This is a genomic window from Mesorhizobium sp. ESP7-2, from assembly GCF_020164715.1.
Lineage (GTDB): Bacteria > Pseudomonadota > Alphaproteobacteria > Rhizobiales > Rhizobiaceae > Mesorhizobium.
Genome location: NZ_JAIUGQ010000021.1, coordinates 42233 through 54052 on the forward strand (window position 1 = coordinate 42233; position 11820 = coordinate 54052).

An 11820-nucleotide genomic window follows, 5' to 3' on the forward strand; every position below is an offset into this window, starting at 1 on the left:
CGCCAGCAAGCAATCAGGTCTCGGCGGTGTCGGCGGTGGCAACGCCGACCAGCCACCGCCTGACGGCCCGTTCCTCCGCCGCCGACAGGCCGGCGGCCAATTCCCTCTCGATCGCATTCACACGGTCCCGGCATCGCCGCAGCAGCGCCTGTCCGCTGGCGCTGAGCTCGATATGCTGGATGCGGCCATGAACAGCGTGCGGCTTGCGCACCAGCGAGCCGGCCCGCTCCAGATTGGTGACGATGACGCTGAGCGTTTGCGGGGTGAGCAGCGCCAGCCGGGCAAGATCGGCGTTGGAGAGGCCTGGATAGGCCGCCAGCATGGTCAAAGTGACGAATTGCGGCTGCGTCACGCCGAGGTCGGCCAGCGTCCGGTCGACTCTCAGCCGATGCGCGCCGGCCGCCTGCCGCAGGAGATAGCCGAGATAGCCTTCCTCGCCGCGTTTGCCTTCGCCCGGAGCTGGAACCGACGGAGGCTGATTTGGCTTGCGCATGATGTAAGAGCTCTTATATGTTGTTCGAACCCTGATATTAAAGCAGAGCAAGGACGAAGACGATGGCCTATCGGATTTTTCTCGCCGGCGCCTCCGGCGCCATCGGGCGGCGGCTGGTCCCGCAACTCCTGGCCGCTGGCCATCAGGTGACGGGCACCACGCGCAATGCCGACAAGGCCGTCAGATTGGAGGCCCTTGGCGTCGAGCCGGTGGTTGTGGATGTGTTCGATGCCGCCGCGCTGTCGCGGGCGATGCTTGCTGCCCGCCCCGACTTCGTCATCCACCAGTTGACCGACCTGCCGGCGGGCCTGGACCCGAGCCGCATGGCCGACGCTGTCGTGCGTAATGCCCGCATTCGCGACGAAGGCACCCGCAATCTGGTCGCCGCGGCCGCCGCCGCCGGCGTCAGGCGCATGGTGGCGCAAAGCATCGCTTGGGCCTATGCGCCAGGCCCCGAGCCGCATGCCGAGGCCGATCCGCTGGATGGCGGGGCAAGCGACAACCGCGGCATCAGCGTCGGCGGGGTCATCGCGCTCGAAACGGCCGTCCTCGACGCACCATTCGCCGGCATCGTCCTGCGGTATGGCCAGCTCTATGGCCCGGGAACGGGAGCGAATACGGCTGCCGGCGCGTCGCCGCTGCATGTCGATGCGGCCGCCCATGCGGCGCTGCTCGCGTTGGACAATGGCGCGCCCGGCATCTTCAACGTTGCCGAACCCAATGGGGCCGTCTCGACGCGAAAGGCGGCCGAGGAGCTCGGCTGGCGCGCCGATTTCCGCTTGCCCGCCTGAACCAATCCGCTCGGAGACGTCGACATGATCAGCAATCTAGCCCGTTTGCGCACTGGCCAGTCCCTGATCGCTATCAGTGCCGTCGCCGTTCTGTTCGCGCTGGCGGCGAAATGGACCGGTCCGGGTTTGACGGGTGTCGAGCCGGTTGGCATGGAAACGCGTATGAACATGGAAGGCGCTGCCGAGGGCAGCCCCGCCGCCGCGCGGCCCAAGACGGTCGTCACGCCTGTCTCCTGCGAAAGGCTGCCTAACGTGCCCGGCAAGTCGATCACCACGGTCGTCGTCGCATTTCCTCCAAATGCATATACGTCCCGACACCGGCATCCGGGCTCGGTCAGCGCTTTTGTGCTCAAGGGCACGCTGCGTTCGCAACTGGCGGGCGGCCCCGTCGGCACCTATACGGAGGGACAAACCTGGTTCGAGCCACCCGGAGCGATCCATCTCTTCGCCGAGAATGCCAGCACCACCGAGCCGGTCGAACTGCTGGCGACCTTTGTTGCCGACGACGATTGCGGCCCGCTGACGATACCGGACTGACCGCATGTCGCTGGTGGCTTTCCGCTCCCAGGGCGAGAAAAGCCGGATCGGGCGGTATCGCGGCCATATTGGCGCCTTTGATGTCGGCGTTGTGGTTGTCACGACGTGCCGCCCGGCGTATCAGGCGGGTCTTCCTTTGCCTTTGATCTCGGCGAGCCGTCCCGGTGCTTTCCAGAAACCAACCCCAAGTCTACGCCCGCCGGTTGCGCGCGGTGCTTTTGAGGTCAGTCCCTCTCCTGGAGGCGCGCGGCATCGCCGTGGTCATCATGGCGGGCGTTGTCGGCGTCATGGCCGGCATACTGGTTACCTCGATGAGCCAGATTGTGCAGGACCTGCACGGGCTGCTGTTCGGTGTCCAGCCCGGCGGGCGGCTGTCGGGCATGTTCTCGCTTGGCAATCCAGTGCAGGCGCTGATCCCCGCGATCGGCGGCATCCTGCTCGGGATATCGGTGGTCTGGCTGAGGCTTCGGAAATTCCGCACGCCGGTCGACCCGATCGAGGCCAACGCGCTCTATGGCGGGCGCATGTCGCTGACCGACACCTTCATCATCGTCGTGCAGACGATGATTTCCAGCGGCTTCGGCGCCTCCGTCGGCCTAGAGGCCGGCTATACGCAGGTCGGCTCCGGTGTCGCCTCGCGGCTGGCGCGCGCCTTCCGGTTGCGCCGCAACGATGTCCGCATCCTGGTCGGCTGTGGCGCCGCCGGCGCCATATCAGCCGCCTTCGATGCGCCGCTGACCGGCGCCTTCTACGGTTTCGAGCTGGTCATCGGCATCTACTCGGTCGCCAATGTCGCGCCTGTCATGACGGCCGCGGTCTCGGCGTCGCTGACGGCGGAAGTATTCGGCGGCGTACCGTTCCCGCTCGAGCTTTCAGGGTTGCCGCAACTCACAGCCAGCCAATATGTGCCATTCCTTCTGCTCGGCCTGCTCGGCGGCGCGGCCTCAATCGCCATCATGCAACTGGTGACGCTGATCGAGCGCGGTTTCAACAGGCTTTCGATCGATGCCTCGCTGCGGCCCGTCATCGGCGGTGTCCTAGTCGGCCTCCTCGGCCTGATCACGCCGCAGGTCCTGTCCAGCGGCCACGGCGCGCTGCACCGCGAGTTCGCCATGAATTACGGGCTGGCGGTGGTGGCCAGCGTCTTCGTGCTGAAGCTGGCTGCGTCGGCCATCTCGCTGGGCTCGGGTTTTCGCGGCGGACTGTTCTTCGCCTCGCTGTTCCTCGGCGCGCTGCTCGGCAAGGCGTTCGCCGGTGTCATGGCGCTCGTCTCGCCGGCGACCGGCATCGACCCCTCGGTCGCCGCCGTCGTCGGCATGACGTCGCTTGCCGTCGGTGTCGTCGGCGGTCCGCTGACCATGACCTTCCTGGCGCTGGAATCGACCCGCGACCTGACGCTCACCGGCGTGGTGCTGGCCGCTTCGATCATGGCGGCGATCCTGGTGCGCGAAACCTTCGGCTATTCGTTCTCTACCTGGCGCTTCCACCTGCGCGGCGAGACGATCCGCAGCGCCCACGATGTCGGCTGGATGCGCAGCCTGACCGTCGGCTCGATGATGCGCGAGGACATCAAGACCATCGATGCGTCGACGACGCTGGCCGCCTTCCGCAAGGAGTTCCCGCTGGGGTCGGCCCAGCGCGTGATCGCCGTCGACCCGGGGGACGAATATGTCGGCATGCTGATCGTGGCCGAACTGCACAGCGATCCTTCCGGCGGCGAGGTGCCGGTGCGCGATCTTGCCCAGTACAAGGATGCCGTTCTGGTGCCCAGCATGAACGTGCAGACCGCCGCCGAGACCTTCCAGCGCGCCGGGGCCGAGGAACTGGCCGTGGTCGAGGACTTCGCCGACCACATCGTGCTCGGGCTTCTGACCGAGGGCCATTTGATGCGGCGCTATGCCGAGGAACTCGAAAAGGCGCGGCGAGACCTGTCGGGCGAGGGATAGGCGCGCCTGCGGTTTCCGAACTCGTCAGTGCTCGATCGGTCCCTTGGCAGGCACCAATGCCGTGCCGGCGGTTGTCGGGCGCTCGATCACGCGTCGCACGCGCGGCGGCTCATCGCCTGAGTGCAGCGCCCGCAAGCGTTCGCCGACAATGGCGTCGGCATGGGTGATGCGGCCGTTGTGCCTGACATATTCGAGCCAGGTCGGCGTGTGGTAATGCTCGATCCAGATCGACGGATTTTCGAGATCGCGCGCCAGCGTCCAGTTGCGGGCACCGTCACGGCGGCGGATGCGGCCACGTTCGGCCATGGTGGCGAGGAATTCCGCCTCGTCCTCGTGCCGGATCACATATTCGATCATGATGGCGATCGGGCCGCTGCGCGGCTTGAGGTCGAGGGCGAGATGCGGTTCCTTGAAGCGATTGAGCGGGTCGAGGTTGAGCACCTGCTGTTGCGGCAGCGGCAGCACAAGGCCGAGGGCGCCGCCGGCGAGCATTGCGATGGCCGCGGCGATCAGCGCCGTCTCGGCACCATGCGCATCGGCGACGACACCCCAGATCCAGCTGCCCAGCGCGATGCCGCCGAAGGTGGCGGTCTGGTAGACCGAGAGAACCCGGCCGACCACCCAACGCGGCGTTGCCATCTGCACCGTGACGTTGAAATGGGATAGCGCGATCACCCAGCAGGCACCGCCGACCAGCAGGCCGAGCGAGGTCTGCCAGGCATGCTGGCTGATGGCGGCGTTGAAGGCGCAGGCAGCGAAACCAGCGAAGGCGCAGCGCACCATCGTCTCGCTGGAGAGCAACTGCCGCAGCCGCACGCTGATCAGCGCGCCGCCGACCGCGCCGATGCCGAAGGCGCCCAGCATGATGCCGTAGGTCAGCGCGTCGCCCCTGACGACGTCGCGGGCCACCAGCGGCAGCAGCGCCAGCACCGCGCCGGCGCTGAAGCCAAAGGCCGCGCCCCTGACCAGCACTTTGCCGATGTTGGGCGACATGGCGACGTAGCGCAGGCCGGCACCCATGGCGGCCCCCAATGACTCGCGCGGCAGGGTCGAGACCGGTACATCCGGTTTCCAGCGTGCCAGCACGACGATGAGGCCGATATAGCTCACCGCGTTCGCCGCGAAGGCGGCGGCCGCACCGGCAGCCGCGACGATGATGCCGCCGATCGCCGGTCCGACGCTGCGGGTCAGGTTGAAGCCCATGGAATTCAGCGCCACGGCGGCGGGCACCTTGTTGCGCGGAACGATGTCGCCGACGGAGGCCTGCCATGACGGGCTGTTGAGCGCCGTGCCGCTGTCGATCAGGAAGGTGAAGGCCAGCAGCGTCCACGGCGTGATCAGATCCAAATAGGTGAAGGCGGTCAGAAGCGCCGAAACGACCAGCATGAATGTCTGGGCGACCAGCATCACCTTGCGGCGGTCGAAACTGTCGGCGATGGCGCCGGCGACAAGCGCGAACAGCATGATCGGCAAGGTGGTCGAGGCCTGGACCAGGGCGACCTGATACGGCGAGGTGGCGATGGTGGTCATCATCCAGGCGGCGCCGACACCCTGGATCAAGCCGCCGAAATTGGAGACGAGGCTTGCGCCCCACACGGCGCGGAAGATGCCATGCCGGAACGGCGCCAGCGCCGAGACGCTTTCGCTATCCGGCTTTTCGTCAATCATGGGTGGTTCCTGCCACGGCGCGCTGATCCTTGCGGTGATCCGTTTCCCCGCATGATTTGCCGAAACTATGGCATCGCGGCGCAAAGGGCGAATGCCTTGCGGGCAAGATCATGGTCCAACAAGGGGATAGCGGAGGGCCACACGCTTCTGGCGGAAGGCACCGAGCATCCTTTCTGGAATCGCTCAGAAACCGTTCTGGATGCGCTCGAAGATGACATTGGTGAAGGCCGATATCTGGCCGCCGATGAATGGGCCAGTAAGCGCCACCACCAGCATGATGGCGACGATCTTGGGCACGAAGGTCAAGGTGATTTCCTGGACCTGTGTCAATGCCTGGATCAAGGCGATGCCGATGCCGACGGCCATTGCGACCAGCACCACCGGCGCGGATGCCGTCAGCACCGTCCACACCGCGTACTGGACGATATCGAGTGCGTCGGCCTCGTTCATGTTGGCGGTCGGCCTAGCTCGCCGGCTTGATCGATACGCCCGCGCCGACGGGGACCGTGGTGCCATCCTGCAGCACTGCGATCAGGCCGTTGCTGCCAAGCGTCACCGACGCCACCGTGCCCGTGGTCTTACCATCGGCCGAGGTGATGTTGCGGCCTATGAGAGCGTCGGCCTGCGACAGCGCCGACGACTGCATGATCTGGTCGAGCTTGGTGTTGGTCTGCACCGACTGCTCGACCTGCGAGAAGGTGGCGAGTTGGGCGACGTACTGCGTCGAATCCATCGGCTTGGTCGGATCCTGGTTCTTCATCTCGGCGATCAGAAGTTTCAGGAACGAGTTATAGTCGACAGCGGTCTTGGCGGTCTGCGCGGTGGTCTGGTTGGCGCCAACCGGTACCGTCGTCGTCATATCCACGGTCATTAGTATCGTGCTCCCACGGCCAGCGGGCGCGCGGCGCCCGGAATATCGTCATTGCCGCCAAGCGCGCGGCGTTCGAGAGGATAAAGCGAACGGATCGCCTTCAAGGCCTCGTAGATGTGATCCTCGCCGACCATGCGGTCGACCTGTTTCAGCGCGCTGCCGATCTCGGCGTCTTCGAAACTTGCAATAAGCAGCGGCAGCGAGCGGCGGAACATCTCGCGGGCTTCATCGGCACCAGCGGGGTTCATCAGCATGACCTGCACGATGAAATAGAGCTGCCGCAATGGCGTCGACGCCTCGTCGGCCTGGATCACATGGCTTTCGAGCAGGAACTGCACGTCGTTCATCAGCTCGACGGTGACCTTGCGGTCGACGCGGATGACGGCGCCGTTGATGTAGATCTTCTCGTTGGGTTTCAGTGAGATCTTCAGCGTGTTGGTCATTGAATGCCGTCGCGGATGATCTGGGACACTTCGATCAGCCCCTCGAAATTGTCGGTGCGGCCCTGGCGGATGTCCTCGGCCTCGCGCAACAGCCACAGGCCGATGGAAATCAGGTTGGCGCGCAATTCCTTGGGGAGTGCGTTGTCGCTGGAGCCAAGATCCTCGACGAAGGTGGTCCAGACGCGATTGGTGAAATGCAGCGCCTCCACGGCCTCCATCGAAGCCTGACCGGCCGCGGCGGCGGCCGACAGCATGTCGATCGAGCGGGTCAGCAGCTCCCGTTCGCGGTCCTTGGCGTCCGCGACGGAGGTGCTCTGAACGTCGGCGTAGGAGAATTGGTACATTGTTGGCTCTACCGTTCCGCTAGAGGTGTCAGGTCAGGTAATTCAACAGGCTGAGCTGCTGCAGGCGCGCCGTCAGAGCGAAAGACGTCTCGATATGCTGCGTCAGGTCGGCGACGCGGGTCGCTGCTTCCGCCGGATCGACTGCTTCGAGATCCAGAATGTGCCGTTCGAACAGGTCGATCTGCGTCTTCATACGGTCGCTGGCGTCGGAGACGCGCTTCTGGACGATGCCGGTCTGGGATTGCACCTGCGCGATGCCGCTCAGCGCCTCGCCGACCAGTTTCTGCGAATGGTCGACGATGCTGTCCTTCGCCGCCTGGCTGATATTGGTGGACATCAGGCTGGAGACCAAGGCGGCCGCCATGGCAAGCTTCCTGATGCCGTCGCTGTTGGCGCCGGTCGAGGTCTCGGTGGTTTCGTTGAGCGCGATGCGGCTGACGATCTGCTGGTCGGTCGCGTTCGACATGTTGGTCTGCCAGCCCGCGCCGAGGAACTGCGGCGTGACATCGTTGGTGATGAAATCATCCATCTGGGCCGCGGTGATGTTGGCCGCGGCCGGGTCATTGGGCGTAAAGCCGAACTTGGCGACGAAGGAGGCGTCAAGGGCGGCCTTGGCGGGAGAGCCGGCGGCCGTGAAATCGTTGATGGGCTTGACGTCGGTGTTTGTGCCGGCGAACAGATATTCGCCGTTGACGCTGGTGTTGAGGATCGACGTAAGCTGCTGGATGGTTGTCTGGCCGGTCGATTGGGTCAGGCTGTCGGTGTTGTCGCCCGACGATGCGGTGGTCAGGCTGGACAGGAAAGTCTGCGCGACGTTGGAGAGTTGGCCGAGCGAGGTCTGGGTCGATGAGAGCCGGGCGGCCACCAGTCCGTTGGAATCGACAATGACGTTGAGCCGGTCGAGGTCGCGCGAAAAGGTGACGGACTGTGCGGTACGCCCACCGAGTGCCAGACCGACATCGGCGACCTTGCCGGTCGAGGACTCCTTCGTGGCTTTGACGAGATCGGCCTGCATACGCATTTGCTGATAGCGCATGGCATTCGTAAGGGCAGCAGAGGAGACAAAGGTCATGGCTTATCCCACCGCGTTCAACAGAGCCGTCATCATGTCGTCGACGGTCTTCATCATCCGGGCGGATGCCTGATAGGTGTGCTCGAGATCGAGCATCAGCGACATCTCCTGATCGACATTGACGCCCGTTGCGTTGGACAAGGCATCGGCGCTGCGCTGTGCCAGGGCTTCCTTGGCGTCGGCTGCGGTCGAAGCCTGCTGACGAACGCCCTGCAACCAGCCGATCGAATTGGCGGCGTAGTCGGCAACGCTGGAGGTTGCCGAAATCCCGGCCGAGGGATCGAACGTCATCGGCTTGTCGAGCTGGTCGCCATAGGCGACCAGAAGGTTGGAGTATGAGGCCCCGCCAGTGTTGGCGACGTATGCGGCGCCATTGGCGCCGCCGTCACGCAGCAATGTCGGGTTGCCGCCAGTGCTGGGATCCATCGCGGCGTTGATCTTGATCGTTCCAGCAAGGCCATCGACGAGCGTGCCCGCGGCTGGCACCGCCGGTGCGCCCGACCAGGTGAACAGGCCCGCCGCGTTGGGCATCGACGGTGCGGTTTCGGCAAAGGCGGTGATAAGGCCGCGGGCGGTTTCGTCGAGCTGGCTCTGCATGGTCGAGGCGACGCCGTCGCGCAATTGCAGCAGGCCGGCAATCGTGCCGCTGGCGGTGGTGTTGCCGCCGCTGCCCGCCGAGACCGGTACGTTGTCGATGTAGACAGCGTTGCCGGCCGCACCCACGGCATAGCCCGTAGATGGGGCGAAGCTGACGGCGCGTGGGATCGTCTCGAACAACGTCGTGCCGTCACCCGTGGTGATGACCATGTCGTTGTCGCCACGCGTGAAGGTCGATACCGGAATGTAATTGGCGATCTTCTTCAATAATGCGTCGCGTTGGTCGAGCGCATCGGAAACGTCGGTGCCGGAACGGGTTCCGGACATGACCGCCGTGTTGGCGTCCTGGAACTGGTTGAGCAGCGAGTTGAGATCCTTGACGGCGGTGTCGATCTGGCCGTCGGTCTGGGTACGAAAATCCTGAATGGCCTTGGAGCCCTCATTCAGGGACCGCACGACCTGTTTGGCCGCGTCGATGACGCTCGAGCCAAGATTCTGGTTGGACGGCGAGGTGGCGTATAGCTGCAGCGCCTGCTGCAGGTTGGCGATGGCGGTCGAAGGTGAGGAGGCGTTGTCGACGCCATTCACTGAAACGTCGAGCTGGTCCATGCCGCCGTAGAGCGCGTTCTGGCCGGCGTAGGCGGACAGAGCGCCGAGGTTCTGGCGAAACAGCAGGTCGTTGGCTGCACGCTGGACATCAACCGAACGCGCGCCGGGCGTCGTGCTGGTGACCAGCGCGATGCGGCGCGAATAGTTCGGATTGTCGGCGTCTGCCACGTTGCGCGTGACGACGCTTGTCTGCCGCGAGGTGGCCAGAAGCGCCGATTGGGCGATGCTCAGTGCGGAGGAAAGCGACATGCTGGTCTTTCACGGGCGGAGCCCGGTTTATCTCTTCAGGTTGACGAGGACGTCCATCAGATCGGACCCGGTCTGGAAGACTTTGGAATTGGCGGTGTAACTGCGCTGAGCCGCGATCATGTCGGTCAATTCCTCCGCGATATCGACGTTGGAATTTTCGAGTGCGCCGGAAATGATCGAACCAAGCTTGCCTTCGTTGGCAAAGCCGACACGGATCGCACCGGAGTCGGTGCCTTGGGCGTAGACATTGCCAGGCAGCGCCTTGAGCTGGTCGGGGCTCTGCACGTCGGCCAGCGGAATCTTGTAGAGCGGCTTGGAGGTGCCGTCCTTGTACTGGGCGTAGATGGTGCCGTCCTTGCTGATCTGCACCTTGTCGATGGTGCTCGGCGCGTTGCCGTTGACCTGTGCGTCGGAGACGGTGAAGCCGGTGCCGAGCTGGGTCAGCTTCGACAGATCGAGGTCGAGGCTGGCGCCGCCCGGTACTGTGAATGAAACGTCGGTCGGGGTGCCGGTGAGCTTGCCGGTCGTGGTATCGAAGGTCAGGTTGGCCGTGCCCAGGGCACCGCCGGCAGCGTAGGGGAAGCCAGTTCCGGCCGTCGCCTTCGATTGGTCGAAGACCGCCACCTCCCAGGTGCCGGCACCGGTATTGGTGAAATAGACGTCGAGCAGCTTCTTGTTGCCGAGATTGTCATAGGCGACCATCGACGATTTCGAAGTGTACTGCGCGCCCGCCGAGTTCGTGCTGGGCAGGTTGCCGGCGGCGACCGGCGTCGCACCTGCCGGCAGATTGCCGCTGAAATTACCCTGGGTGCTCGGCGTCGCGGTCAGTCCCTGGTCGGAGATGACAACCGGCTCGAGACCTTCGAAGCCGTTTACCGTCGCCGCCGGCGTGCCGTTGGCATAGCTGTAGGCCATCAGCTGGAAACCGGCGGCATTGACCAGCCGGCCCTGGGCATCGGGAACGAAGGCGCCGGCGCGGGTCAGGAAAGGCGTGCCGCTCGGGTCCTGGACCACAAAGAAGCCATCGCCGCTGACGGCAAGGTCGGAGACCGAGGTCGTGTATTGAAGCACGCCCGGATCGCTCACCGCCTGGCGGATCGTCGTGGTGACGCCGCCGGAATTATAGGCGCCGCCGGTCGACGGCATGATCAGCGTCGAAAATTCGGCCGAAGACCGCTTGTAGCCGGTGGTGTCGGAGTTGGCGATGTTGTCGGCTGTCGTCGACAGGCGGTTTGCCTGGGCATTCATGCCGGAAACGCCGGTCCGCATCATTCCGTAGAGGCTCATCGAGATGTCTCCGCAATATCCATGCCGCTGGCTTCGAGGCTACGCGTCCTGTCTTGCGCGAGGCTGGCGCGGTGCCGCATCAGAACACGAGCCGGTAGCCGAGGAAGCGCTTGGAATCGATCGGGTCAGTGCCCAGCTTCTCGCGCAGTTTCTTGCGCAACTTGCTGATGTGGCTTTCCACCACGTTCTCCTCGACCTCTTCGTCGAAGATGCCGTAGATGGCGTTGAACACCTGGGTCTTGGTGACGCGGCGGCCGCGATTGCTCGCCAGATATTCCAGGATACGGCGCTCGCGGCGCGGCAAGGGCAGCGGCTGGCCGTCGATCTCGGGATCGCGGCCGTCCATGAAGATGCGCATGGCCCCGATCTCGGTGTAGGCGACGTCCTCGCTGGCGCGTCTGCGGATGGCGGTGATGCGGGCCAGGATTTCGCGGATGTGCACCGGCTTGCGGATGACATCGTCGACGCCGCTCTCGAACAACCGCAGCGTGTTTTCCAGCGAATGCTGCTCGCTGAGCGCAATGACCGGAGCTCCGGTGCGGTCGCGGATCTGGCGCGGCGAGATCGCGCCGTCACGGCAGTCGCCGATCAGGAAGGCCCGGACCGAACGCAGATCGGTGTCGGCGGCCGAGTTGACCCACTCGCCGAATTCACCCGGCGCGAAACCGGCGCAGGCGATCCCCTCGCGGTCGAAAAGTGAATTATAGCCCTCTGTCACGAGCTCTCGCTCGTCAACGATAACGATCATCGGCCCCGCCTCCGAATCAGCACATTTGCCCCGTGGGGAAAGGCGTATCCGCTGGCGGGAATCCTGAACAACCATCATTTCTTGTAACTAGTTTCTTGGGAGTCTGGAATCGCATCGGTTGCATTAGCATGCCGCCAGATATGCTTACCGGTCCAACTCGTGACG

Annotated in this window: 13 protein-coding genes; 3 read left to right on the plus strand and 10 right to left on the minus strand. The window is 64.6% G+C overall.

The genetic code is table 11. The annotated features are described in order from the left end of the window. Positions 1–13 precede the first annotated feature (13 nt). Entirely contained in the window at positions 14–493 is a 480-nt protein-coding gene (locus tag LB543_RS19920; RefSeq protein ID WP_224615287.1) for a MarR family winged helix-turn-helix transcriptional regulator, read from the minus strand. A 62-nt stretch (positions 494–555) separates the two neighbouring features. Between LB543_RS19920 and LB543_RS19925 the strand changes: the two genes are divergently transcribed. The 3 genes from LB543_RS19925 to LB543_RS19935 all read left to right on the plus strand — a co-directional run bounded on the left by LB543_RS19925 (position 556) and on the right by LB543_RS19935 (position 3767). Further along, positions 556–1284: an NAD-dependent epimerase/dehydratase family protein gene (locus LB543_RS19925; protein WP_224615288.1), complete on the plus strand. Its 729-nt coding sequence runs from the start codon at positions 556–558 to the stop codon at positions 1282–1284. Between the two features lie 24 nt (positions 1285–1308). After that, the gene (locus LB543_RS19930) at positions 1309–1821 is read left to right on the plus strand and encodes a cupin domain-containing protein (RefSeq protein ID WP_224615289.1); all 513 of its coding nucleotides are present in this window, start codon (positions 1309–1311) and stop codon (positions 1819–1821) included. Positions 1822–1985: 164 nt separating this feature from the next. Beyond that, positions 1986–3767, plus strand: a complete 1782-nt coding sequence (locus LB543_RS19935) for a chloride channel protein (RefSeq protein WP_224615290.1) — start codon at positions 1986–1988, stop codon at positions 3765–3767. A 24-nt stretch (positions 3768–3791) separates the two neighbouring features. Here LB543_RS19935 and LB543_RS19940 read toward each other — a convergent pair whose 3' ends face one another. The 9 genes from LB543_RS19940 to LB543_RS19980 form a co-directional block, all read right to left on the minus strand. Continuing rightward, the gene (locus tag LB543_RS19940; protein WP_224615291.1) at positions 3792–5435 is read right to left on the minus strand and encodes an MFS transporter; all 1644 of its coding nucleotides are present in this window, start codon (positions 5433–5435) and stop codon (positions 3792–3794) included. 183 nt (positions 5436–5618) lie between these two features. Next, the gene (gene fliQ / locus LB543_RS19945) at positions 5619–5885 is read right to left on the minus strand and encodes a flagellar biosynthesis protein FliQ (RefSeq protein WP_013893193.1); all 267 of its coding nucleotides are present in this window, start codon (positions 5883–5885) and stop codon (positions 5619–5621) included. 13 nt (positions 5886–5898) lie between these two features. Beyond that, positions 5899–6306: a flagellar hook assembly protein FlgD gene (gene flgD, locus LB543_RS19950; RefSeq protein ID WP_224615292.1), complete on the minus strand. Its 408-nt coding sequence runs from the start codon at positions 6304–6306 to the stop codon at positions 5899–5901. After that, on the minus strand, positions 6306–6749 hold the full coding sequence (gene flbT, locus LB543_RS19955; protein WP_140755950.1) for a flagellar biosynthesis repressor FlbT: 444 nt from the start codon (positions 6747–6749) through the stop codon (positions 6306–6308). Before flbT ends, flgD begins: the two co-directional genes overlap by 1 nt. After that, positions 6746–7093 (minus strand): flagellar biosynthesis regulator FlaF, encoded by a 348-nt coding sequence (gene flaF / locus LB543_RS19960; RefSeq protein WP_140755948.1) that lies wholly within the window; start codon positions 7091–7093, stop codon positions 6746–6748. The genes flbT and flaF overlap by 4 nt, the downstream gene beginning before the upstream one ends. Positions 7094–7121: 28 nt before the next feature. Beyond that, entirely contained in the window at positions 7122–8165 is a 1044-nt protein-coding gene (locus LB543_RS19965) for a flagellar hook-associated family protein (protein ID WP_224615293.1), read from the minus strand. A gap of 3 nt (positions 8166–8168) precedes the next feature. After that, positions 8169–9620: a flagellar hook-associated protein FlgK gene (gene flgK, locus LB543_RS19970; protein WP_224615294.1), complete on the minus strand. Its 1452-nt coding sequence runs from the start codon at positions 9618–9620 to the stop codon at positions 8169–8171. Positions 9621–9647: 27 nt separating this feature from the next. Further along, positions 9648–10907, minus strand: coding sequence for a flagellar hook protein FlgE (locus LB543_RS19975; protein WP_140810529.1), 1260 nt, complete (start codon positions 10905–10907; stop codon positions 9648–9650). Between the two features lie 79 nt (positions 10908–10986). After that, positions 10987–11655, minus strand: a complete 669-nt coding sequence (locus tag LB543_RS19980; protein WP_015315897.1) for a response regulator transcription factor — start codon at positions 11653–11655, stop codon at positions 10987–10989. Between the last annotated feature and the right edge of the window lie 165 nt (positions 11656–11820).

Coding starts and splice junctions, on each gene's coding strand:
- fliQ (WP_013893193.1), bottom strand. CDS start 5,885: ATGAACGAGGCCGACGCACTCGATATCGTCCAGTACGCGGTGTGGACG.
- LB543_RS19920 (WP_224615287.1), bottom strand. CDS start 493: ATGCGCAAGCCAAATCAGCCTCCGTCGGTTCCAGCTCCGGGCGAAGGC.
- LB543_RS19980 (WP_015315897.1), bottom strand. CDS start 11,655: ATGATCGTTATCGTTGACGAGCGAGAGCTCGTGACAGAGGGCTATAAT.
- LB543_RS19925 (WP_224615288.1), top strand. CDS start 556: ATGGCCTATCGGATTTTTCTCGCCGGCGCCTCCGGCGCCATCGGGCGG.
- LB543_RS19975 (WP_140810529.1), bottom strand. CDS start 10,907: ATGAGCCTCTACGGAATGATGCGGACCGGCGTTTCCGGCATGAATGCC.
- flbT (WP_140755950.1), bottom strand. CDS start 6,749: ATGACCAACACGCTGAAGATCTCACTGAAACCCAACGAGAAGATCTAC.
- flgK (WP_224615294.1), bottom strand. CDS start 9,620: ATGTCGCTTTCCTCCGCACTGAGCATCGCCCAATCGGCGCTTCTGGCC.
- LB543_RS19930 (WP_224615289.1), top strand. CDS start 1,309: ATGATCAGCAATCTAGCCCGTTTGCGCACTGGCCAGTCCCTGATCGCT.
- LB543_RS19940 (WP_224615291.1), bottom strand. CDS start 5,435: ATGATTGACGAAAAGCCGGATAGCGAAAGCGTCTCGGCGCTGGCGCCG.
- flaF (WP_140755948.1), bottom strand. CDS start 7,093: ATGTACCAATTCTCCTACGCCGACGTTCAGAGCACCTCCGTCGCGGAC.
- LB543_RS19965 (WP_224615293.1), bottom strand. CDS start 8,165: ATGACCTTTGTCTCCTCTGCTGCCCTTACGAATGCCATGCGCTATCAG.
- flgD (WP_224615292.1), bottom strand. CDS start 6,306: ATGACCGTGGATATGACGACGACGGTACCGGTTGGCGCCAACCAGACC.